Here is a 23,154-nt window from a genome sequence, read left to right as displayed (position 1 = left end):
AATGGCGTGTCATAACTTCGTTCGCTGAGGTCGGAATCGCGCGCCAAATCCGGACGTTACCACTGACCGGAGTGAGCGTCGTGATTGGGTCACGGAGCGTCATGCGACGCTCCCAACTGGATGACGGCAAAGGGTCGAACTCGGTCGTTCAGAGTGATTGGGTTTTGACCCAAGCACTCTGCAGCCAAGTGGAAACGCGCCTAAAATAAATAGTTAGAGCGGGATGCCCGCTTCAACTTGAACGCATCCCGCTCTAGCTGAAGCGGCTCCCGATAAGCCGGCTCCACTGCTCGCCCGCAAGGCCGTTCAGGAAGACTTGCGAGTTCTTCATCGCGTCCAAAAGCTCTGGATCGCGTGAATGTACCACCGTTGAGGCAACGGTCAGGAAAGCAATGCGTCGTCCAAGCATCGCCTCCAGAAGTGCAGGTTGAATACGTCCGCGCAGGCCGCTGACGCCGCGCGCGGCGGCGTGATCGATCAGGCAGTCAATCACCGGGCCCGCCTGGCCGGGGAGGGCGAAGATCTGCAGCACGCGACCAATTTCATACTTCCGTGCGTAGTAGGCGAAAGCGCCGACATTGGTGCCGACTGGCGACGTCACACAAACGTAGACAAGCTCCCCCAGATCCGGCTTTTGTGCCGCATCTGTCAGGATGTGGTCGAGTTGATCTTCCGTCCAGTCAGGCCGCAGGGCGAATTGAGCGGTAAACGGTTCGATGAGCCTGGCAAATGCATGGCTGTCGATTTCGGATGTACGAAATGTTCCGTGGCCTGCCCCGTCCACCGCCACACCCGACCAACGTCGTTCGCTGGACGTCATCCTTCTGCAGTAAAATCGGTCGACTGCACGCGCCAGCGGATTGAGCATTCGCGCAAGCGCCATGCGATTGGCGGAAAGGCTGAGCATGAAGGCCGCGGGGCGCATCACACGGACCCAGTCAAGGCTGTATTGCGGCAGGACCACGCCGCGCAGCCGGGTCCACAATTTCACGGAAATATCGTTGGCCGTCTCGCTGAAGGAGATGTCCTGCGGACCATCCAGGTAAGCTTTCAGCAAGCGGGCGCCGGCCAGCGGGTCGTGCTCATGGTCCTCGACCATGAGCGAGCTACAGATGGCCGCGCGTAGTTGTCGGCCGTTGAACGTCATCGGCAGGACGTGGACGCCGACAAATCCGGAGACGCGACCGGCGTCGTTGACATGGACAAGCGACCGGAGGTTGTCTGCGCAACCGGGCGCATCCAGATAAAACCGTTGCATGTATTCCACGAGAGAGGCCGGCGCTTCGGTCCTCTCCTTCAACAGCACGCGCTGAAACATGTTCGCAACTGCCGGGAGGTCGGCGCCTTGCAAGGCGCGAATGACGCTCAAGCCCGGCTCCCGCCACCAAAGTCCCATCCACCGAGCTTCCGGGCCAAGGCGACGCGAGGCACGAGAACATCGGGCGCGCGTTCCAACTCGACGCCCATGAAGCCGTGCAACCTCGGCCAGTTGGCATCGCCCCGGTGACCGAACGGAGTGCTGAATTGCTGCGGCAAGGTGGAACCCTTTGCTTGACCGACGAAAACCGGCGTCATTGCTGCTAGCAGATTCAGGTAAACCGATATTAAAGTCGTTGCTTTGAATGGTAGCGAACCGGGTTTGTCCGGGCCCCATAGCTGGACATCAGCAATTTTGGTTCCTGGCGGACTCTAAACGACCAGCGGCATGAGTTGCGTGCTGCGCGCCGAACCGTTTCGGCTGGCCAAAGTTTCGCGTGGCGGCTCTTGACTGGGAGCGCGGGCGTAATACGGTGAGGACAAATACCGGCTCCGACCGCCGGGCGGCAAGAATGCCTCGTATGCCTCGCCCTGCGGCGGTGGCTGCGGGGCATTGTCATTTTTGAGGCATTGCTTGAAACGGCATATCGACATCGGCATTCTCTATTCGCGGTCCGGCAACTACCGGCTGGTGTCCGAATCCTGCCGTGCGGGTGCGATGAACGCCATCGCCGACGTCAACGGCGATCTCGCTATCCCATTCGAATTCATCCCGATCGAGCGCGACCCGCAGGGCAACATCGATCGCTATGCAAGCGGCTGCGCGGACATTCTCGCCAACAGCGGCGCGCGTCACATCATTGGCTGCGTCACCTCGTGGAGCCGCAAGGAGGTCATTCCAATCCTGGAAAGGGCAGGCGGCACGCTGTGGTACGCCTGCCCGTACGAGGGCTTCGAAGCCAACGAGCATGTCGTCTACACACACGCCTGCCCCAATCAGCATCTCGTACCGCTGCTCGCCTATGTCGTGCCTCGTTTCGGCGCCGATGGCTTCCTGCTCGGTTCCAACTACATCTGGGGCTGGGAGACCAACCGCGTGGCGCGCGACCTGATTGCGGACGCTGGCGGCAAGGTGCTGGGCGAACGCTATCTGCCGCTCGGCGAGGTCGATGTTGCGCGGCTGATCGCGGAGATACAGGCGACGAGACCTGATTTCATTCTGAACAATCTCATCGGCCCTTCTTCTTATGCCTTCATCGCTGCCTATGCGGAGCTTGGCCGGCGCGACCCGCATTTCAGGCCGGAGCGTTGCCCGATCCTGTCCTGCAATCTCACGGAATGCGAATTGCCGGCGCTCAACGGGGCAGGCGATGGCCACCTTTCCGTTGGGCCCTATTTTCACGACATCTCGGGGGCGGATCGCGGTGCGGTTCCAGTGCCTTCCGTCATGCCGGCCTCATCCTTCGAGGCGGCGGCTTATGCCTCGGTGCGCATGCTCGCCGAGATCCTCACCCTTAACCCCGGTGCACAATGGACGGACCTTCCCAAGGTCTTTTCCGAAACATCATTTCGAACGCCGCTGGGCGACATCGCCATCGACCAGCAAACCCAGCATGCTACCTTGCCGGTGCTAATCGGACGTATCGATGGAACATCGTTCAAAACGGTCACACTGACGAAGGGCGTGGCACCCGATCCCTACCTTTCCCGCTATGACCGGACGGAGACGTTCGGGCGGCCACGCCTGCGGGTGGTGTCGTGAGCAAGATGGCGCGTATCCCGAACCTTGGAGGCGCCAGGGCTTTTGTCCTGCATCGTCCACATCCGACCGTGCAGGCGATCACAAGGCAATTGTCGGCCATCGGCCTTGAGGCGATTGGCTTCTGGCCGGAACTGCCGGCCGAAGCCTTGGCGGCGGACTTCGTCTTCTTCGACGTCGATCTCGGCTTTGACGAGCAATTTCCGTGGAAGCCGGGCGAGGCGCCGATGCCGCTGATAGCACTGATCGGCTCCGAGGCGCCGGGGCGCGTCGAATGGGCATTGTCGCACAAGGCCGATGCGCAGTTGCTGAAACCGGTCGGCAATGCCGGCGTCTATAGCGCACTTTTAATCGCAAGGCAGAGTTTCGAGGCGCGCAAGCTTCTGGCCAGCGAGATTGCCTCGCTTCGTCAGCGGGTCGCGGAGCGCCAGACCATCGTACGCGCGGTAGAGGTCTTGTCGAAGGGCGCCGAGGACGGCCGTGCCTATGCGCAGCTCCGCTCGCTGGCGATGAGCTGGCAAATCAGTGTCGAGGAAGCCGCGCGCAGGATCGTGGCGATGACACAAGAAGAAGGCGACGATGACCAATCCGATCGCGCCTGAGCTTTCGGCCGCCGGGCGTATGCCAGCCAAGCCTCGCGCCGGCGTCTGGCGACGTCTGCTAAAACGGCCTCTCGCTTTGCTCGGCCTCGGGATTATTGCCGTTGTCTTGGCCGGCGCCATTCTTGCACCGTGGCTGACAGGCTACGATCCAAACGAGCAGATGTTCGACGGGCTCACGCTTGAAGGCGCGCCACTGCCGCCGGGAGCCCAGTTCTGGCTGGGCACCGACCTGCTTGGCCGCGACCTGCTGACCCGTCTCCTATTCGGCGCGCGCACGTCGCTGATCATCGGCATCGTCGCCAATGGCGTGGCGCTTCTGATCGGCACGCTGGTCGGCATCACCGCCGGCTATTTCCGCGGCTGGATCGGCAGCGCGCTTATGCGCTTCACCGATTTGATGATGGCTTTCCCGGCGCTGCTGCTCGCCATCTGCCTGGCGGCGGTGCTCCAGCCGAGCCTGTGGATCGTCGCCATGGTGATCGCATTGGTGAACTGGGTGCAGACCGCCCGCGTCATCTACACCGAGACAAGTTCGCTCTCCGAACGCGAGTTCATCGATGCCGAGCGCACCATCGGCGCTAGCGCTCCACGCATCCTGTTCCGCCATATCCTGCCACATCTTTTGCCGACGATCATCGTCTGGGGCACGCTCGGTATTTCGACCACGGTGCTGCTCGAAGCGACGCTCAGCTATCTCGGCATCGGCGTGCAACCGCCGACCGCGTCATGGGGCAACATCATCTTCGAGAACCAGACCTATTTCCAGGCCGCGCCCTGGCTGGTCTTCTTTCCCGGTGCGGCGATCCTGGCACTGGCGCTGGCCTTCAACCTGATCGGTGACGCACTGCGCGACATCCTCGATCCGACGCAAAGGGGGCGGGCATGATCGCCTATCTCGGCCGCCGCGTTGTCCAGTCGGTGCTCATCTTGCTCGGCGTCTCTCTGATCACCTTTGCGCTGCTCTACCTGCTGCCCGCCGATCCCGTCCGCCAGATCGCCGGCCGCAGCGCCACACCCGAGACGGTCGAAAACATCCGCCGGCAGCTCGGCCTCGACCAGCCCTTCGTCGTCCAGTATTGGCACTATCTGACCAGCCTTCTCAGCGGCGATCTGGGGCGCTCCTACATTCAGCGCTCGGAGGTCACGGAGCTTATCGTCTCGCGGCTGCCGGCAAGCCTGCTGCTGATGGTCGGCGCCATTGCCTGCGAAGTCGTGATCGGGCTGACGATGGGCCTCATCGCCGCCGTCAAGCGTGGCACCGCCACCGACCAGTCGCTGATGGTCGCCTCCTTCGTTGGCGTCTCGGCGCCGCAATTCGTCGTCGGCCTGATGCTGCTTTATGTGTTCGCGGTGCGGCTCGGCTGGTTCCCGATCGGCGGTTACGGCACCTGGCGTCATCTGGTGCTGCCGTCGCTGACCATGGGAATTCTCGGCGCCGGCTGGTACGCCCGCATGATGCGCTCGTCGATGATCGACGTGCTGCGCCAGGACTACGTGCGTACCGCGCGTGCCAAGGGTCTTGCACGCAGCGCCATTATCCTCCGGCACGCGCTGCCCAACGCCATCCTGCCGGTCATCGCCATGATCGGCATCGATATCGGCATCTTCATGGGCGGCATCGTGGTTGTCGAAAGCGTGTTCGGCTGGCCAGGCATCGGCCAGCTAGCCTGGCAGGCCATTCAGCGCATCGACATTCCGATCATCATGGGGGTCACCCTGGTTTCGGCCTTTGCCATCGTGCTCGGCAATCTCCTGGCCGACACTGTCGCACCGTTCATCGATCCACGCATCAAGCTCAGATGAAAACCAAGAAAACCAGAGAAAGGGAACATGACATGAGAAAATATCTAATATCGACCGTGGCGGCATCGGCGCTTGCGCTGGTGCTTGGCATGACAAGCGTACGTGCCGAAGACGCCGTCGATCCGAATGCCAAGCAGGGCGGCGCGATCACCATCACCTACAAGGACGACGTCGCCACGCTCGATCCGGCCATCGGCTATGACTGGCAGAACTGGTCGATGATCAAGAGCCTGTTCGACGGGCTGATGGACTACGAGCCGGGCACCACCAACCTGCGGCCCGACCTTGCCGAGAGCTACGAGATTGCGCCCGACGGCAAGACCTTCACCTTCAAGCTGCGCCACGGAGTGAAGTTCCACAATGGCCGCGAGATGACCGCCGACGACGTGAAATATTCGCTCGACCGGGTCACCAATCCAAAGACACAGAGCCCGGGTGCCGGTTTCTTCGGCTCGATCAAAGGCTATGACAACGTCGCTGCCGGCAAGGCGGAGAGCCTGGCGGGCATAACCGTCGTCGATCCCTACACGATCAAGTTCGAGCTGACCCGGCCCGACGCCACCTTCCTGCATGTCATGGCGATCAACTTCTCGCATGTGGTGCCGAAGGAAGAAGTCGAAAAATACGGCGCAGACTTCGGCAAACATCCGGTCGGAACCGGCGCCTTCAAGCTCGCCGAATGGACGCTCGGCCAGCGCGTCGTATTCGAGCGCAACCCGGATTACTGGCACGAGGGTCTGCCGCATCTCGACAAGATCACCTTTGAGATCGGCCAGGAGCCGATCGTGGCGCTGCTGCGGCTCCAGAAAGGCGAGATCGACGTTCCCGGCGACGGCATTCCGCCGGCGAAATTCCAGGAGGTGATGGCCGATCCCGAGCAGAAGGCCCGTGTTGTCGAGGGCGGCCAGTTACACACCGGCTATATCACCATGAATACCACCATGGCGCCCTTCGACAACGTGAAGGTGCGGCAGGCGGTCAACATGGCGATCAACAAGGACCGCATCGTCCAGCTGATCAACAACCGTGCGGTGCCGGCCAATCAGCCGTTGCCGCCGTCGATGCCTGGCTATGACAAGGAATTCAAGGGCTATCCCTATGACGTGGCCAAGGCCAAGGCCTTGCTTGCCGAGGCCGGGCATCCCGACGGATTTGACACGCAGCTGTTTGCCATGAACACCGATCCCAACCCGCGCATCGCGCAGGCCATTCAGCAGGATCTGGCGGCGGTCGGCATCAAGGCCAGCATCCAGTCGCTCGCGCAGGCCAACGTCATCGCCGCCGGCGGCGACAAGGCCGGTGCGCCGATGATCTGGTCCGGCGGCATGGCCTGGATCGCCGACTTCCCCGATCCGTCGAACTTCTACGGCCCGATCCTCGGCTGTGCTGGTGCCGTCCCGGGCGGCTGGAACTGGTCGTGGTATTGCAACAAGGCGCTCGACGCCAAGGCGGCCGAAGCCGACTCCATCGTCGACCCGGCCAGGGCTGGCGAACGCGCCAAGATGTGGAGCGAGATCTACGGCAAGATCATGGAAGACGCGCCCTGGGCACCGGTCTTCAACGAGCAGCGTTTCACCATGAAATCAACCCGCATGGGTGGCGCCGACAACCTCTATGTCGACCCGGTCCACATCCCGATCAACTACGACAATGTGTATGTGACCGATGTGCAATAACTGCGACTACACCATCCACGGGCGCCACCATCATTTCGGCTGGGACAATTCCTTTGTCCCGGCCGAACGGGTGGCGCCAGGGGCGACGATCGAGTTCCAGTGCTTGGACTCGTCCGGCGGGCAGCTGACGATGGAGAGCACCATCGACGACGTTGCTTTGCTCGACTTTGCCAAGGTGAACCCGGTCACTGGGCCAATCTATGTCGACGGGGCAGAACCGGGCGATGCCCTGAAAATCACCATCGAGGCGTTCAAGCCATCAGGCTTCGGTTGGACGGCGAACATCCCGGGATTCGGTCTGCTGGCGAATGACTTCTCCCAACCGGCACTGAATATCTGGAAGTACGACGCCGCCTCGCTCGAACCGGCGCTGTTCGGCAAGAGCGGCCGGGTGCCGCTCAAGCCCTTCGCCGGCACCATCGGCAATGCCCCGGCTGAGCCGGGTCTGCATTCGGTGGTTCCGCCGCGGCGCGTGGGCGGCAACCTGGATATCCGCGATCTCGCCGCCGGCACGGTGCTCTACCTGCCCGTAGAGGTCGCGGGCGCGTTGTTCTCGGTCGGCGACACGCACGCCGCGCAAGGCGATGGCGAGGTCTGCGGCACGGCGATCGAGAGCCCCATGAACGCCGTGCTGACGCTCGATCTGGTCAAGGATGCCCGGCTGCGGACGCCGCGTTTCACAACGCCCGGTCCGGTGTCGCGGCATCTCGACGCCAAGGGCTACGAGGTGACAACCGGTATCGGGCCGGATCTGATGGACGGCGCCAGGAGTGCCGTTTCCCAGATGATCGACCTGCTCTCCGGCCGCTACGGCATGGATCCGGTAGATGCCTATATGCTCGTCTCGGTTTGCGGTGACCTGCGCATCAGCGAGATCGTCGACATGCCCAACTGGGTGGTTTCGTTCTACTTCCCCCGCTGCGTCTTTGAATGAAGGTGGAGGACATCAAACGATCCAGGCAGGCCGCCGCGGAGAGTGGCTCTCTCAGGCCGGTACTCAGCGTCTCAGGCCTGAGCGTCGCCGTGCGCGGCGAGGAGGGCGAGCGCGACGTCGTTTCCGACCTGACATTCGGCCTGACGCGCGGCGAAACGCTTTGCATCGCCGGCGAGTCCGGTTCCGGCAAGTCGATGACGGCGCTGGCCATCATGGGCTTGCTGCCGCAGCCGGCGGCACGCATCGGATCAGGCTCCATCCGGCTCGGCGATCAGGACCTCGCGGCTCTCAGCGAGAGCGGCATGCGCCGCATCCGCGGCGACCGTATTGCCATGATCTTTCAGGAACCGATGACATCGCTCAATCCGGTGCTGTCCATCGGCCGTCAGCTCACGGAGGCGATCGATGCACACACCTCGATGTCGCGCTCCAACTCGCGGCTGAGGGCGCTCGAGGCGCTGAAGGCAGTCCGAATTCCGGATGCCGAACGGCGGCTCGAGCACTATCCGCACGAACTCTCAGGCGGCATGCGCCAGCGCGTGATGATTGCCATGGCTCTGGCCCTGAACCCGGACGTGCTGATCGCCGATGAGCCGACGACCGCCCTCGATGTCACGGTTCAGGGTGAGGTGCTGGAACTGCTGCGCGACCTGCAGCGCGAGCACGGCACCAGTGTTATCCTGATCACGCACGACATGGGCGTCGTCGCCGAGATGGCGGACCGCGTCATTATCATGCGTGACGGACGGATGGTCGAGCAGGGCAGCGCGGCTGACATCTTCAATCGCCCGCAGGCCGACTATACACGCGAGCTTCTGGCCGCCGTGCCGCGCATTGGCGGCGGACGGACCGTCGAAGAACGACAAGACGCCGCCAACATGCCGGCCGAGCTTGTATCTGTCAGCGATCTTCACGTCCGCTTCGACCTGCACGGCGGCTTCTTCGGCCGCGTTGACCGCAGGGTGCACGCGGTCGAAGGCGTCAGTTTCTCGATCGCGCCGCACGAAACCCTGTCGCTGGTCGGCGAATCGGGCTGCGGCAAGTCGACGACGGCCAAGGCGATCGCCGGGCTGGTGCCCTACACCGGCAGCATTTTAATCGGCGGCCAGGACTTGTCGGCGCTCAGCCGCAAGGAGCGCAAGGCTGTCCGCCGCAATGTGCAGATGATCTTTCAGGATCCCTTCGCGTCCCTCGATCCGCGCATGCGGGTCGGCGATCTCGTCGCCGAGCCTCTGCTGATCCACGGCCTCGGCGACAGAGAGCAACGGCATGCCCAGATCGCCGCCCTGTTCGAACGCGTCGGCCTCTCGGCTGACCAGATGGAGCGCTATCCCCACGAATTCTCCGGCGGGCAGCGCCAGCGAATCTGCATTGCGCGGGCGCTGGCGCTGCGACCAAAGCTGATCATTGCCGACGAGAGCGTCTCTGCTCTCGACGTGTCGGTGCAGGCGCGCGTGTTAAGATTGCTGAAGGAGCTGCAGCGCGAATTCGGCGTCGCATATCTCTTCATCTCGCACGACATGGCGGTGGTCGAGAACATCTCCGATCGCGTGGCGGTAATGTATCTGGGGCAGATCGTCGAGATGGGCACCCGCGACCAGATCTTCTCCAACCCGCGCCATCCTTACACAAAGCGGCTGATCGAAGCCGTTCCGGTTCCCGATCCAGGCCGGCGCCGCGCCCGGTTCGCCCGTTTGGACAGCGAAATTCCAAGCGCTGTGCGGCGCATCGGTGACGAGCCCCGGAAACTCAAGCTCGAAGATGTTGGCGACGGCCACCTCGTCGCCACTTGATCGAGCTTAGGCTGCCTCGTGCAGCCAATCCCGCAGAGGCTCGGGGACAGCTGCATATGTGATGTTCGAGCGGAGGAAAATGATCGGCGATGGCGCTGCCGCGGCAGCGCCGTTCGGCGATGCCGAGTTGGCAACATCACCCGTTTACACCTGACATGTTAGCGTGCTAACGCTACATCCACATTGATTTCAACGGAGATCGTATTGGCTTCCCGCTTTGGTCTTTCGGTTGCCCTGACCACACCCTTCGACCCGTCGGGGCAGATAGCGCTCGCGCCGATGATCGCGCATGCCCGAGCCTGCCTTGGCGCCGGCTGCAGCAGCGCGACGCTGTTCGGCACCACCGGCGAAGGAGCCTCGGTCGGCACCGACGAGCGACGGATCGTCACCGAGGCCATGCTGGCGGCCGGTATTCCGCCACATCAGCTCGTCGCCGCAGTGCTGGTCGATGCAGCCGAAGATGCCGCCGATCAGGCCCGGCACGCTTTGCAGCGCGGCGTTCGCAACATTCTGCTCGCTCCGCCGAGCTACTTCAAGAATGTCGGCGAGGACGGGCTGTTCGGATGGTTTTCCGCCGTCTTCGCCGCACTCGGTCCGCTGGCGCGCGACGTGCTGCTCTATAACATCCCCTCAGTCACCATGGTGCCGCTCCCGCTTGGGCTGATCGGCCGGCTGCGCGCCGCCTTTCCCGCTGTGGTGGCCGGGGTGAAGGATTCCGGCGGGGACTGGAGCTACAGTGAGGCGCTGCTTGAGGCGCACGGCGATCTGGTGATCCTCATCGGCGACGAACGGCATCTCGCGAGAAGCGTGCGCCGCGGCGGACAGGGCGCGATTTCCGGCATGGCTAATTTTGTTACCGGCGAAATCCGGGCAATGGTCGAAAACGGGGGCGACGACCCACGCGTCGAAGACTTCGTGCTCGAATTGCTCAAATACCCGGTCACGCCGGCGGTGAAGGTCATGGTCGCGCGCAAGACCGGCGACGAGCGCTGGCTGGCGGTCCGCCCGCCCCTGGAGCCGATCGATCCGCAGGGACAGCGGCAGCTTGCCGCTGCCTTCGACAGGCTGTTTGCGACAGGGGCAGCCTGACCGACAAGGCCGGGCTGACCGACAAGGAAGCGAGCTGAAGTGGAAGACGGCAGCGAACCGATCACTCTCCGGGAGAAGGCCTATGCCAGCTTCACGCGGCATTTGCTGGCCCGCGATCTGCGGCCGGGGCAGTTCGTGTCACAGCGCGAACTGGTCGCTTTCACCGGGCTGCCGCTGGGTGCCATTCGCGAGATCGTCCCGCGTCTCGAGGCCGAGGGACTGCTGACCACCATCCCGCAGCGCGGCATGCAGATCGCGCATATCGATATCAATCTGATCCGCGAGGCGTTTCAGTTTCGGTTGTTCATGGAACGCGAGGCAGTGGCGCTATTCACGACCAGCGCTTCTGATGCCGAACTTGCCCGCATGCGGCGCGAACATGAAGAGATGCTGGCCCAAGCTCTCGGGCAGGCACCGACGCCGGAAATGGAAGCCAAGGCCCAGAACATCGACTGGGCGATGCACGACACCTTCATCAATGCGCTCGGCAACGAGATTATCGCCAAGGCCTATCTGGTCAACTCGGTGAAAATCCGGCTGATCCACCAGGAGCGTTTCCGCATCGACGGTCGTGTGGTGCCGGTGATGCGCGAACATTTGGCGGTCATCGAAGCCATGGAGAGCCGCAATCCGCAAAGAGCGGTTGAAGCGATCAGTCTGCATATCGACAATGCGCGCCGGCTGGCGCTCCAGATCTGAGGAAATATAGCCGCGCCGCGGTTTGCGGCGCATCCACAACGACAGCAACCGGGAGGAAGAAATGTCGTCCAATCTGTTCAACCCAACCAGGAGGCAACTCCTTGCCGGAACCGCGGCGCTAACCGCTGCCGGCCTTGTGGGGCTTCGCCCCGGCTTTGCCGCAGGCGTTGACTGGAAACGCTTTGCCGGGACGACGCTTGACGTCAATCTGGTGAAAAGCCCGCGCAGCGACACCATCCTGAAATATCTCGCCGAGTTCGAGGAACTGACCGGCATCAAGGTCAATGCCGAGGCAACGCCCGAGCAGCAGCAGCGCCAGAAGACGGTGATCGAGTTGAGCTCGGGCAAGCCGAGCTTCGACGTCGTGCATCTGAGCTACCACGTGCAGAAGCGCCAGTTCGAGAAGGGTGGCTGGCTGGCCGACATCGCCGGCTATCTCGCCGATCCGTCGCTCACCGACCCGGCGCTGGTCGAAAGCGACTTCGCCGAAGCCGGCATGCTGTTTGCCAAGGACGGCCAGGGCGTGCTGCGCTCGCTACCGTTCTCGGTGGACTACTGGATCCTGTATTGGAACAAGGAGCTGTTCGAGGCCAAAGCCCTCAAATACCCAGAGACCTTCGAGCAACTTGTGGCAGCCGCCGAAGCGCTGACCGACCACTCGACCAATACATACGGCTTCGTCGCCCGCGGGCTCAAGAACGCAAACACGCCGGTGTGGACGTCGCTGATGCTCGGCTACGACATGACGCCGCTAGATGACAAGGGCAAGCTGCGCACCGAGGCTCCCGAGGCGATCGAGGCTGCCGCGCTCTATCAAAGATTGATGACCAAGTCCGCCCCTCCGGGCGTTACCGGGTTCAACTGGGCCGAAGCACAGTCGGCCTTCCTGCAGGGCAAGATCGGCATGTGGCTCGACGGCGTGGGTTTTGCCCCGCCGATGGAAAATCCGGAAAAATCGAGGGTGGTCGGCAAGGTCGGTTACGGCGTGATGCCCAAGGGTCCCAAGGCGCATGCCTCGGGCACCTTCGGCGACGGGATTGGCGTTACCGCCGCCAGCGAGAAGAAGGAGGCTGCCTATCTGTTCTGCCAGTGGGCGGTATCGCCAACCATGGGCGCGCGGCTGTTGCAGGCCGGCGCCGGTGTTCCGTTCCGCAAATCCGTGCTGGAGGATCCCAAGGTGCGTGAAGGCGTCACCATGCCGGCAAGCTGGCTTGATGCCGTGGTCGGCTCGGGCAATATCAGTCGGCTGGCACTGCCGGTCATCATCCCGGTCACGGAATTCCGCGACATCTATGGCGTGGCGCTGACCAACATGATTGCCGGCGCCGATCCCGCCGCGGAGCTGAAGAAGGCCACCGAACAGTTCCAGCCGGTTCTCGACAGGAGCGAGCAGGGCTGATGTCGGCCACCACCCCAGAACAGACCGGGGTGACGATGCCGGTTATCGACGGGAGCCAGACGATCCGGCTGGCTCCCAACTACTGGCCATTCGTCGTCCCCGCACTCGTCGTCGTCGGCGCCGTCATCGTTTTCCCCTGGGCTTTCACCCTGTGGATGAGCGTCAATCGCTGGACGCTCGGCCAGTCGCGGAGTTTTGCCGGGATGGAAAACTATCTCCGCCTGGCCAGCGACCCACGTTTCTGGGAATCCCTTGTTCATACGTTGACCTACACCTTCCTCTCGGTTGCAGCGCCGATGCTGCTGGGCACCCTGGCCGCCCTGATCTTCGATGCCAGGTTTCCGCTGCGCGGCTTGCTGCGCGGCGTCTTCGTCATGCCGATGATGGCGACACCCGTTGCCGTCGCACTGGTTTGGACAATGATGTTCCATCCTCAGCTTGGCGTGCTCAACTACCTGCTGTCGCTGGTCGGCATCCCGGCCCAGGAATGGATATTCAACGCCAACACGGTCATCCCGTCGCTGGTTGCGGTCGAGACCTGGCAGTGGACGCCGCTCGTCATGCTGATCGTGCTTGGCGGGCTGGCCTCGGTGCCGCGCGAGCCCTTCGAAAGCGCCGAGATCGACGGCGCCAATGCCTGGCAGCAATTCCGCTATCTCACTCTGCCGATGATCGCGCCGTTCCTGATGATCGCGGTCATCATCCGCACCATCGATGCGCTGAAGAGCTTCGACATCATCTCCGCGATGACCCAGGGCGGGCCGGGTACGGCGTCGGAGACCATCAACATCTATCTCTACAACACCGCCTTCTCCTACTACGATATCGGCTACGGCTCGGCCATGGCCGTGGTGTTCTTCATTGTCATCGTGGTCCTGTCGTTTGTCCTGCTGATGCTGCGCCAACGCTCGCAGTGGATCGATACGGAGGGCAAATAGATGAGTTCACGGCTGCTCAACCAGATCGGTCTGTTTTTCGCTGCCCTGGTTTTCGTCTCGCCGGCGATCCTGTTCTTCCTCTGGATGATCTCGCTGTCGCTGAAATTCGAGATCGACAACGGTGCCTATCCGCCGATCCTGATCCCCGAACGCTTCGCCTGGTCGAACTATGTAAAGGTGTTCGAGGAGAACAATTTCCTGCTCTATCTCTGGAATTCGGTTCTGGTGACCGGTACGGCGACCTTGCTGGCGCTGCTGATCGGCGTACCGGCCGGCTATGGCATCGCACGGCTCAAGGCTGAACGATCGGCGGTCGTCATCATGATCGCCCGCATGACACCTGGGCTATCCTATCTCATCCCGCTGTTTCTGCTGTTCCAATGGATCGGGATACTCGGCACGCTGTGGCCGCAGATCATCATCCATCTGGTGGTGACGGTGCCGATCGTGGTGTGGGTGATGATCGGCTATTTCGAGACCACGCCGATGGAACTGGAGGAGGCGGCCAACATCGACGGCGCCAGCTCCTGGCAGGTTTTCCGGCTGGTTGCCCTGCCCATCGCCAAGCCAGGCATCGTCGTCGCCTTCATCCTGTCCGTGATCTTCTCGTGGAACAATTTCGTCTTCGGCGTCGTGCTCGCCAGCCGTGAGACGCGCACACTGCCGGTCGCCGTCTACAACATGCTGTCCTACGAGCAGGTCAGCTGGGGGCCGCTCGCCGCGGCGGCGCTGGTGGTGACGTTGCCAGTGCTGATCCTGACCATGTTCGCGCAAAGGCAGATCGTCGCGGGGCTGACCGCCGGCGCCGTCAAGGGCGGCTGAGGGCGCGTCCTGACATCACTCTTTTCCAGGAAAGATCCAATGGCATCGGTAACAATCAGCAACGTGCAGAAGGCCTTCGGGGCCACCAAGATCATTCACGACGTCAGCGTCGACATCGCCGACGGCGAATTCGTCATCCTGGTCGGCCCGTCGGGATGCGGAAAATCGACGCTGCTGCGCATGATCGCGGGCCTTGAAACGATCTCCGGCGGAAAGATCGCCATCGGCGAACGTATGGTCAACAATCTGCGCGCGCGGGACCGGAACATCGCCATGGTGTTCCAGAATTATGCGCTCTATCCGCATATGACCGTTGCCGACAACATGGGCTTTGCCCTCAAGATCAAGAAAGCCGACCCGGCCGACACCGCTGGCCGGGTCCGGAAGGCAGCCGGCATCCTCGGCCTGGAAAAGCTGCTTGACCGCTATCCGCGCCAGCTTTCGGGCGGCCAGCGCCAGCGCGTCGCCATGGGCCGCGCGATCGTACGTGACCCACAGGTCTTTCTGTTCGACGAGCCGCTCTCCAACCTCGATGCCAAGTTGCGCGTCCAGATGCGCGGCGAGATCAAGGCCCTGCACCAGCGGCTGGGTACCACGACGATCTATGTCACGCACGACCAGATCGAGGCCATGACGATGGCCGACAAGATCGTCGTGCTGCATGACGGCCTGGTCGAGCAGATCGGCGCGCCGCTGGACCTCTACGACCATCCGGCCAACCTCTTCGTTGCCGGTTTCATCGGCTCGCCCGCCATGAACTTCATTGCCGGCCGCATCGAGGAGGGCGTGTTCCGCAGCGCCGGCGGGTTGGTCCTGCCGTTGCCGGAAGGCGCCCAGCCCGCGGATGCCGCAGGACGCGAACTCGTCTACGGCATTCGACCGGAACATATCCGGGCGACGGGGCAAGGCGTGCCGGGCACGATCACGCTTCTCGAGGCGACAGGCTCGGAAATCTTCGCCAGGGTCGACTGCTCCGGTGAAGAAATTTCCTGCCTTTTCCGAGAAAGGCTTGCGCTCAGGCAGGGCGAAGGGGTGGGGATCGAGATCGACCGCGCATGTGCGCATCTGTTCGACGCAGCAACCGGTCGGCGCATCTGACCCAATGGTCTGGTGAATGCGTGGTCGGCCTTAGGTCGGCAACGCGAATTCATCGGCGACCTCGATGGCGCGGCCTTCGCTGGCCGATCTCTGGGCGGGCGAGACCCATGACGACGGCCCACCAGCCGTCTTGCAAGGTCACTTCCACTTTGCCTTGTTCGCGCACCGCAGCGGTGAAGCGGGCGTGCTCGAAATAGTCGAACCGCTATGGTCGCCTGCCTCGAGCAGCCGGGGGTCGACGGGAATCTCCAGCAGGCGTGGTCCAGGCGGATTGCGCGGACTGACGATCAACTGGGGCACTGGCGCAGGGCCAAGCTGGGTCGGCCAGAAACGGCCTGGTCCGGGAACCAGACATTCGATCTTTCCGTCGCCGCCGACAGCGCAGAGTTGCTCCTGGTAGCGGCTGCCCTCGGCAAACATGCAGAGTTTCCAGCATGGCGCGCGCGCCGCGAGGGCGCTCTCTGCGATCATTGCTGCCACAGGATGATCCGGAAACGCTTCAAAGTGAATTTTCTCGTGGGCGGTCTTCGGCACTACGGAGATCCGCGCCGGAGGTTCGCGCGCCTGAATCCGGCTGACTGACAATACGACCTGTGCTGAGGTTCAGTACGAACTACCGATCAGGGCAGATGGGATGTTCGTCCGCGTGATAGCGGCGAGGCGTGAAATCCGCGATCGTTCTGCAGTTCTGCTTTGCTGCAGAGCCGCAGCTCGACGGAGACGTTCTCGTGAACCTGTACTGCGCACCGTGCGTTTGCAGCCTTGCCGAACATCTCGCTCTTCGGGAGGCGGATACCTCCTTCGATAGCGAGCGCATCGACCGGGTGTCGAGGCAATCATGAGCCGAGCCCGCAAGATCGCAATCGCCATCGTCGCCCTTATGGTGATTCCAATGGCAGCTATTTGGAGCTGGCAATGGTTCACGCGGGGCCGGTTCGAGGAAACGACCGATAACGCCTATCTCCGCGGAGACATTACCAGCATCGCGCCGAAGCTCGCCGGTTACGTCGTCGAAGTCGACATAGACGACAATGCCAGTGTGTCAAAGGGTGCTGTCCTGTTTCGCATCGACGACAGCGACTACAAGGCCAAGGCCGAGCAGGCGAAAGCCAACGTCGCCGCCCGGCAGGCGGAAATCGCCAACATCAAGGCGACCCGTGAACTGCAGGACGCATTGATCGCGCAGGCTGAGGCGCAGAAGCAATCTGCCGCAGCCGACCTGCAATTCGCCCGCGCCAACCTGAACCGCTACGTCACGCTGCAGAAGAACGGGACCGCAAGCGATCAGAAGCTGCAGGATGCGCAGGCCGGCCATGACAAGGCAAAGGCATCGCTGGACGGTGCAGAGGCCAATCTGCTGGCTCAAAAATTGAAGCTCGGTGTCCTGGATGCACAGTTGTCCGGTGCGCAGGCAGCCCTGTCCCAGGCACAGGCAGCGCTCGACCTGGCAATGCTCGACCTGGCCAACACCGTCGTGAGGGCCCCGGTCGGCGGCATCGTCGGTAATCGCCAGATCCGTGTCGGCCGCTATGTCACCCCAGGGACAGCAGCCTTGGACATCGTTCCGGTTAACGATGTCTGGATCGTTGCCAACTTCAAGGAAACACAGCTGAAGCAGGTTGAGATCGGCCAACGGGTTCGCGTCATGGTTGATGAATATCCAGATCTGCAAATCGACGGCCTTGTCGACAGCTTCGCTCCCGGTAGCGGCGCGGCATTCAGCCTGCTGCCGCCGGACAACGCCACCGGAAACTTCATCCGCGTCGTCCAACGTGTGCCGGTCAAGATCAGGATGACGCGCAATCCGTTGCCCGGCCGCCTGGTTCCGGGACTCTCGGCTCGTGTTGCCATCACCGTCGGCACCAGGGATGCTCCGGCTGTAGCGCAGGAAATGCAGACAGGCGGGATTGCGGACGGGCGCTCAGCACAATGATGCACCTCGCCGAAACGGCGGCTGTGCAGCGCCATCCCGGTACATTGCGCGCTTGCTTGATAGCAACCGGCGTCGTGCTGGCCGCCTTCATGGACGCGGTCGCATCCACTGCACTGTCCATCGGCCGGATCGACATGCTCGGCGACACCTACGCAACGTTGGACGAACTGGCGATGATCGACGTTGTTTTCCTCGCGGCCAAGCTGACGGCGTTCCTTGTCGCTCCGCTACTTGTGACGGCAGCCAGGCCGACCGCCTGCCTGCGCGCGGCGGTTGTCGCCCTTCTGCTGGCATCCGCGGCCTTGACGTTGTCAGTGGACCTCACCTGGATTTGCATCTGCCGCATTGTCCAAGGGCTGGCTGGCGGCACAGTTCTCGTCGCCGGCCAGACACTGCTGTTCTTTCGGTTCCCGCACCGGCATCAGCCGGTCGTTCAGGCGGTTTTTGCCGTAGGCGCCGTCATGGCTCCGACGACCGTCACGCCAGCCCTGCAGGGCTGGCTTGTCGACCATCTGACCTGGGAGTGGATATTCCTGAGCATCATTCCGCTCGGCATCGTCTCCCTTGTCCTGTTGGCGGCGGACGGCGATCGGACCTTTTGGCGGAAAACCAGGTTTCCTGCCGTCAGGATATTGTTGCTCGGCATCAGCGCCGCGCTTTTGACCTACGTCCTGCTGCAAGGCAGCAGGTTCAACTGGTTCGACGACACCGACATCACCTTCCTTGCCGCAACCGGTATGACGGCTGCCGGCCTCCTGGCCGTCTGGGAGACCCGCTTTCGTTCAGAAGGCTCACTGCTGGCCATCTCGCCCCTTGGCAATCCGGACTTTCGCTTTGGCCTTCTCGTCAGCTTCGTCGCCGGCTCTGCCCTTTCAGGCAGCGCCTATCTTATTCCGGCTTTTGCCCTCAACGTGCTCGATTTTACCGCGACGGGCGCAGGAGTGCTTCTGCTGCCCAGCGGAGCCATGCTCGCGCTTGGACTTCTGTTGTCCGGCTTCGTCATCCAAAGGACCGGGATGCGCCCGATCACGCTTGCGCCATTTGGCATTCTGCTCTTCGCAGGTGCCATGTGGCTGCTGTCCGCTTCGACGAGCGGTAGCGGATCACCGGACCTGACCCTTGCTCTGCTGCTGCGAGGATTCGGCCTCGGCCTTCTGTTCGTGGCACTGACGCTGGTTACGCTGCAGGGCCTTGCCGCCAATGCGTTGCCGTTTGGCATCGGGCTGTTCAACTTCGGCAAGCAGGTGGGCGGTCTGACCGGCACAGCCCTCTTGCAAACGTATATTGATCACCAGAATGTCCACAACCGGACGATACTGGCGTCCCACCTCGTCAATGGCGATCCAGCCGTAGACCAGCGCTTGAGAGCAACTGCGAACGCTCTGGCGAACAGTGTCGACAGCACTGCGGCGACAAAGACCGCCCTGCCGCTGCTGCAGCGCGCGCTTGAGAAGCAGGTCGCCACGATCTCGTTCGACGAAGCTTTCTTCGCGCTCGTCCTGCTGTTCGCGGTCGCTGCGCCCTGTCTCATTGTCGCCAAACAATTGCTCGGCCGCCAAGCCGCTCCGCAGAACTAAAACCGCGTCCACGCCCTATACTTTGGAGCAGATGTGTTGGTCGGGAGAGGCTTCCAGATTATCTCATGAGCCGTGTTAACCGGACGAGACAGGGATGACGAATGCAGAGGTTTTTCCGGTTTCACTCTGCAGCCGACGAAGAGGCAGCCGAGCGTCTTACCTGTCCGGCTCGTATTCCCAGTGGTAGGTGTTGATGCATCGATCCGCGTCGCTCCTCGCGCGAGGCCATCGTTAGGGCCCCCGTAGCGGCGATAACTCCGCGCAATGCATGGATTTCCATGAGATGCAGCCGAGGCATGGCGGAACTAGATTTAGGCGGTGAGTTCGCCTGTCCAGATATTGAAAACAAGTGCTATATCAAGCGCTGACCGTCCCCAGGCTTTTTTGTCCGACAGGAGAAGCCAATGACAGCAGCGTCCAACTCACTTGGCGAAATCGACCCCGAAGCAACGCTTGCGCTGCAAATCATTGAGAGCATGCCCGGCCACGCGTGGGCAGCCGATGCCGCCGGAAGATTCACCTATGTCAGCCCAAACACCCTGGCGTTCCTCGGCAACACGCATGAGGGTCTCAACACTTCCGAAGACAACGACGAGTTCGGCTGGCGTCGAGCCGTCCATCCCGACGATTATGATCCTGTAGCCGCCAGATGGCGGCATTGCCTCGAAACCGGCGATCCCTATGATACCGAGCATCGCCTGCGGCGCGCCGATGGCGTCTATCGCTGGTTTCGAAGCTCAGGACGACCATTTCGCGATAGCCAGGGGCGCATCGTTCAATGGTACGGCACGACAATAGACATTGAGGACCAGAAGCGGGCCGAGTCAGCATTGCGCGACCGGGAGCGGGAACTCTCGCAGCTCGTGGATATGGTCCCGAGTCATATCTGGCGGCTCGATCCCGATGGCGAGCCGATCTTCTTCAATGGGCGCATGGTCGACTTTCTCGGCCTCGATGTAGCGGATCTGGACCGACCGGGCATGAGCCGGCTGGCGGCGATGATACAGGCCGCCGTTCATCCGGACGACGCAGCAGCATTCGGCGATGCACTTCGTGGTTGCTTCGCTACCGGTGCGAGCTTCGCCATGCGCTATCGCCTGCGCCGTGCCGATGGCGTCTATCGCTGGATGTCGAGCCGGGCGGAGCCGATGCGCGATGGCGCTGGCCGCATCGTCCAGTGGTACGGCCTCTGTCACGACATAGACGATCAGATGCACGCCGAAGCGGCGTTGCGGCAGAGCGAGCAGCAACTTCAGCACATGATCGACGCCGTGCCGGTCCGCATCTGGAGTGTGATGCCGACCGGCGGGCCGGTCTACTTCAACAAGCGATACCAGGACCATTTCCGCTCCGTTATCGCGAACTTTGACGCGCTCGGCGAGCCGGGAATCGAAACGTTGCTGTACGAGGTGATTCATCCCGAAGATGCTCCCGAGGTGCAGCGCACGTTGCTGCGGTGTTTCGAAACTGGCGGCGGCTCCGCGATGCGGTTTCGCTGGCGCGAAAAAGACGGCACCTATCGCTGGGCTGAGTGCAGGGTCGAGCCGCGACGCGATGACGACGGAACGGTCGTGCAGTGGTACGGGGTTTCTCTCGACATCGACGATGAGGTGCGCGCGCAGGCGGCGTTGCGCAAAAGTGAGCGGCGCCTTCAGCAGCTGATCGACACCGTGCCCGCTTTGATCTGGAGTACGACACGGGAAGGGACGCCTTCCTACGTCAACAAACGGTTCACCGATGTAACCGGGGCCACGCTCCACGACATCACCGCCCCGGACGGCTCGCCGTCGCTGAGCGTGATCCATCCAGACGATATCGACACCGCACGGCAGGCGATCCGCCATTCATTCGCAACGGGCGTGCCTTACGTTCAGAGATATCGCCAGAGGCGGGCCGACGGCGGCTATCGCTGGACCGAGACTCGCGCCGAGCCGCTGCGCGACGAAGATGACAGCATTCTCCAATGGTACGGCGTGAGCGTCGACATCCATGACCTGGTGACCACGCAAGCCGCATTGCACGACCGGGAACGAGAGCTCTCGCAACTCGTCAACATGGTTCCTAGCTACCTCTGGCGGCTATCTCCCAACGGTGAGCCGACCTTCTTCAACAAGCGCCTGATAGATTTTCTCGGCCTGGACATAGCGGACGCGGAAAAGCCGGACACGAGCCTGCTGGCGGCCTTCATTGCCACCGTCGTCCATCCCGACGATGCAGCCAGCCTGAAGGAAGCACTCGACAGCTGCTTTGCCACCGGCGAGCGCTTCTTCATGAAGTATCGCCTGCGCCGTGCCGATGGCGTTTATCGTTGGATGGAGGGCCGCGCGGAGCCGCTGCGGGACCAGGGTGGACGCATCGTCCAATGGTACGGCCTTACGCACGACATCGACGATCAGCTGCGCGTCGAAGAGGCGCTGCGCGAGAGAGAACGGGCTCTCTGGCAGCTCGTTGAAACACTGCCGGCAATGATCGATTGCGCCGCGCCGGATGGCGAACCGATATATCGCAGCCAGCAGCTCCGCGAATTCCTCGGATACAATCTTGAGGAATTGGACGAAGCGGGAAAGTCCCGGCTGGCTGGCACACTCGACGCCGGTGTTCATCCCGACGACCTGACAGGTGTCAAAGAGAGATATGCCGATTGTCTGTCCACAGGCGAGCCGTATGCGCGACGGCACCGTCTGCGGCGCTTCGATGGTGAATATCGCTGGGTCGAGACGCGCGCCGCGCCGATGCGCAACGCTGAAGGCGCCATAGTGCAGTGGAACGTTATCTGCCTCGACATCGAAAATGAGGTGCGGACACAAGAGGAGCTTCGGCTGGCACAAGAGAGACTTGCGCGTGCGAGCCAGGCGGCGAGCCTTGCCGAACTCTCCGCATCCATCGCTCATGAGGTGAACCAGCCGCTGGCCGCCATCGTCGCCAACTCCAACGCATGCCACCGTTGGCTGTCCGCCGAGCCCCCGAACGTCGAGCGCGCGAAGATCACGGCCGAGCGTATCATCCGCGATGCCAACTCGGCGGCGGATGTCGTCAGCCGCATCCGTGCCTTGTTCAGACCTTCGCTTGAAATGAGAACCAGCACGCCGATCCCCAGCGTCGTTGCCGAAGCACGTGACCTTATGGCCGAGGAAGCCATGCGGCGTCGCGTTCGCATGGACATCGACGTCGAAAGCAACCTTCCGCTCGTTGCGTTCGATCGCGTCCAGATCCAGCAGGTCCTGGTCAACCTCATTCGCAACGGCATGGAGGCGATGGACACCACGGCGGGCGACAAGGTTCTTGCAATGCGCGTGCGCCGGATAGAGGACACGATCCAGACCGAGGTCCGCGACCGAGGCCCGGGTCTCGAACGTCCCAACAAGATATTCGAGCCGTTCTTTACAACGAAAGGGAACGGAATGGGCATGGGGCTCGCGATCTCCCGTTCGATCATCGAGTCTCACGGCGGACGCCTTTGGGCGGAGAATAGCATGCCGCGTGGGGCGACATTCATCTTCACCCTCCCGGTTGAAGCGAAAGCTGCGCAATAACTGGCGGCGCTCAGTAAGCGCTTGGTTTTTGGCTCTCGGTGAAGGGGCGCCGCCGCCCCGTGCAATGCATGGATTTCCATGAGGTGCGGTTGGGGCGTGGCGGGATTAGGGTGGCGACGTGAGTCCGTCAGCCCAGTCCAGCTATCAAGAGCAAGTGCTACACGAAGCGCCGACAATCTCCAGAGTTTGTTTGTCCGTTAGGGGCACCCGATGACGATAGCGCCCAACTCACTTGGCGAGAC

General features: G+C 62.4%; 18 protein-coding genes. 16 read left to right on the top strand and 2 right to left on the bottom strand.

Annotated elements, in window-relative coordinates; translation table 11 throughout:
* Positions 1-253: 253 nt before the first annotated feature.
* Positions 254-1,369 carry a hypothetical protein gene (locus NKH59_RS04340; protein WP_353021070.1) on the bottom strand — a complete coding sequence of 372 codons (1,116 nt, stop codon included), beginning with the start codon at positions 1,367-1,369 and terminating at the stop codon, positions 254-256.
* A gap of 522 nt (positions 1,370-1,891) precedes the next feature.
* On the opposite strand from NKH59_RS04340, the gene NKH59_RS04335 reads away from it, so the two are divergent.
* The 13 genes from NKH59_RS04335 to NKH59_RS04275 all read left to right on the top strand — a co-directional run bounded on the left by NKH59_RS04335 (position 1,892) and on the right by NKH59_RS04275 (position 15,869).
* On the top strand, positions 1,892-3,019 hold the full coding sequence (locus NKH59_RS04335) for a transporter substrate-binding protein (protein ID WP_352470631.1): 1,128 nt from the start codon (positions 1,892-1,894) through the stop codon (positions 3,017-3,019).
* On the top strand, positions 3,016-3,618 hold the full coding sequence (locus NKH59_RS04330) for an ANTAR domain-containing response regulator (protein ID WP_352455770.1): 603 nt from the start codon (positions 3,016-3,018) through the stop codon (positions 3,616-3,618). The genes NKH59_RS04335 and NKH59_RS04330 overlap by 4 nt, the downstream gene beginning before the upstream one ends.
* A 19-nt stretch (positions 3,619-3,637) precedes the next feature.
* Complete coding sequence (locus NKH59_RS04325; RefSeq protein WP_352470704.1) at positions 3,638-4,504, top strand: ABC transporter permease; 867 nt, start codon at positions 3,638-3,640, stop codon at positions 4,502-4,504.
* On the top strand, positions 4,501-5,421 hold the full coding sequence (locus NKH59_RS04320) for an ABC transporter permease (protein ID WP_352470630.1): 921 nt from the start codon (positions 4,501-4,503) through the stop codon (positions 5,419-5,421). The genes NKH59_RS04325 and NKH59_RS04320 overlap by 4 nt, the downstream gene beginning before the upstream one ends.
* Before the next feature lie 32 nt (positions 5,422-5,453).
* On the top strand, positions 5,454-7,097 hold the full coding sequence (locus tag NKH59_RS04315; protein WP_352470629.1) for an ABC transporter substrate-binding protein: 1,644 nt from the start codon (positions 5,454-5,456) through the stop codon (positions 7,095-7,097).
* The gene (locus tag NKH59_RS04310; RefSeq protein ID WP_352470628.1) at positions 7,087-8,031 is read left to right on the top strand and encodes an acetamidase/formamidase family protein; all 945 of its coding nucleotides are present in this window, start codon (positions 7,087-7,089) and stop codon (positions 8,029-8,031) included. Before NKH59_RS04315 ends, NKH59_RS04310 begins: the two co-directional genes overlap by 11 nt.
* Positions 8,028-9,824: an ABC transporter ATP-binding protein gene (locus tag NKH59_RS04305; protein WP_352470627.1), complete on the top strand. Its 1,797-nt coding sequence runs from the start codon at positions 8,028-8,030 to the stop codon at positions 9,822-9,824. Before NKH59_RS04310 ends, NKH59_RS04305 begins: the two co-directional genes overlap by 4 nt.
* A gap of 204 nt (positions 9,825-10,028) precedes the next feature.
* Entirely contained in the window at positions 10,029-10,913 is an 885-nt protein-coding gene (locus NKH59_RS04300) for a dihydrodipicolinate synthase family protein (protein ID WP_353021068.1), read from the top strand.
* A gap of 39 nt (positions 10,914-10,952) precedes the next feature.
* Positions 10,953-11,612 carry a GntR family transcriptional regulator gene (locus NKH59_RS04295; RefSeq protein WP_352470625.1) on the top strand — a complete coding sequence of 220 codons (660 nt, stop codon included), beginning with the start codon at positions 10,953-10,955 and terminating at the stop codon, positions 11,610-11,612.
* Positions 11,613-11,673: 61 nt separating this feature from the next.
* Entirely contained in the window at positions 11,674-13,011 is a 1,338-nt protein-coding gene (locus tag NKH59_RS04290) for an extracellular solute-binding protein (protein WP_352470624.1), read from the top strand.
* Between the two features lie 35 nt (positions 13,012-13,046).
* Positions 13,047-13,949, top strand: a complete 903-nt coding sequence (locus tag NKH59_RS04285) for a carbohydrate ABC transporter permease (RefSeq protein WP_353021106.1) — start codon at positions 13,047-13,049, stop codon at positions 13,947-13,949.
* Positions 13,950-14,771 carry a carbohydrate ABC transporter permease gene (locus tag NKH59_RS04280; protein WP_023674179.1) on the top strand — a complete coding sequence of 274 codons (822 nt, stop codon included), beginning with the start codon at positions 13,950-13,952 and terminating at the stop codon, positions 14,769-14,771. It begins immediately after the preceding gene.
* A gap of 39 nt (positions 14,772-14,810) precedes the next feature.
* Positions 14,811-15,869, top strand: a complete 1,059-nt coding sequence (locus NKH59_RS04275; protein ID WP_352612450.1) for an ABC transporter ATP-binding protein — start codon at positions 14,811-14,813, stop codon at positions 15,867-15,869.
* A gap of 138 nt (positions 15,870-16,007) precedes the next feature.
* On the opposite strand, the gene NKH59_RS04270 is transcribed toward NKH59_RS04275, so the two are convergent.
* Positions 16,008-16,403, bottom strand: a complete 396-nt coding sequence (locus NKH59_RS04270; protein WP_352830687.1) for a hypothetical protein — start codon at positions 16,401-16,403, stop codon at positions 16,008-16,010.
* A gap of 304 nt (positions 16,404-16,707) precedes the next feature.
* On the opposite strand from NKH59_RS04270, the gene NKH59_RS04265 reads away from it, so the two are divergent.
* The 3 genes from NKH59_RS04265 to NKH59_RS04255 all read left to right on the top strand — a co-directional run bounded on the left by NKH59_RS04265 (position 16,708) and on the right by NKH59_RS04255 (position 22,912).
* Positions 16,708-17,802, top strand: a complete 1,095-nt coding sequence (locus NKH59_RS04265; RefSeq protein ID WP_352470621.1) for an HlyD family secretion protein — start codon at positions 16,708-16,710, stop codon at positions 17,800-17,802.
* Positions 17,799-19,379: an MFS transporter gene (locus NKH59_RS04260; protein WP_353021066.1), complete on the top strand. Its 1,581-nt coding sequence runs from the start codon at positions 17,799-17,801 to the stop codon at positions 19,377-19,379. The genes NKH59_RS04265 and NKH59_RS04260 overlap by 4 nt, the downstream gene beginning before the upstream one ends.
* Before the next feature lie 404 nt (positions 19,380-19,783).
* Positions 19,784-22,912 carry a PAS domain-containing protein gene (locus tag NKH59_RS04255; protein WP_352830684.1) on the top strand — a complete coding sequence of 1,043 codons (3,129 nt, stop codon included), beginning with the start codon at positions 19,784-19,786 and terminating at the stop codon, positions 22,910-22,912.
* Positions 22,913-23,154 lie beyond the last annotated feature (242 nt).

The organism is Mesorhizobium sp. M0998, from assembly GCF_040318885.1.
In the GTDB taxonomy this organism is placed as follows: Bacteria; Pseudomonadota; Alphaproteobacteria; order Rhizobiales; family Rhizobiaceae; genus Mesorhizobium.
This window is presented reverse-complemented; position numbering and strand designations above follow the sequence as displayed.

What these genes read in the sequence shown, in the direction of transcription:
- NKH59_RS04325 (WP_352470704.1), top strand. Translation starts at nt 3,638, where the DNA reads ATGCCAGCCAAGCCTCGCGCCGGCGTCTGGCGACGTCTGCTAAAACGG.
- NKH59_RS04320 (WP_352470630.1), top strand. Translation starts at nt 4,501, where the DNA reads ATGATCGCCTATCTCGGCCGCCGCGTTGTCCAGTCGGTGCTCATCTTG.
- NKH59_RS04315 (WP_352470629.1), top strand. Translation starts at nt 5,454, where the DNA reads ATGAGAAAATATCTAATATCGACCGTGGCGGCATCGGCGCTTGCGCTG.
- NKH59_RS04310 (WP_352470628.1), top strand. Translation starts at nt 7,087, where the DNA reads ATGTGCAATAACTGCGACTACACCATCCACGGGCGCCACCATCATTTC.
- NKH59_RS04305 (WP_352470627.1), top strand. Translation starts at nt 8,028, where the DNA reads ATGAAGGTGGAGGACATCAAACGATCCAGGCAGGCCGCCGCGGAGAGT.
- NKH59_RS04290 (WP_352470624.1), top strand. Translation starts at nt 11,674, where the DNA reads ATGTCGTCCAATCTGTTCAACCCAACCAGGAGGCAACTCCTTGCCGGA.
- NKH59_RS04285 (WP_353021106.1), top strand. Translation starts at nt 13,047, where the DNA reads ATGCCGGTTATCGACGGGAGCCAGACGATCCGGCTGGCTCCCAACTAC.
- NKH59_RS04280 (WP_023674179.1), top strand. Translation starts at nt 13,950, where the DNA reads ATGAGTTCACGGCTGCTCAACCAGATCGGTCTGTTTTTCGCTGCCCTG.
- NKH59_RS04275 (WP_352612450.1), top strand. Translation starts at nt 14,811, where the DNA reads ATGGCATCGGTAACAATCAGCAACGTGCAGAAGGCCTTCGGGGCCACC.
- NKH59_RS04265 (WP_352470621.1), top strand. Translation starts at nt 16,708, where the DNA reads ATGAGCCGAGCCCGCAAGATCGCAATCGCCATCGTCGCCCTTATGGTG.
- NKH59_RS04260 (WP_353021066.1), top strand. Translation starts at nt 17,799, where the DNA reads ATGATGCACCTCGCCGAAACGGCGGCTGTGCAGCGCCATCCCGGTACA.
- NKH59_RS04255 (WP_352830684.1), top strand. Translation starts at nt 19,784, where the DNA reads ATGACAGCAGCGTCCAACTCACTTGGCGAAATCGACCCCGAAGCAACG.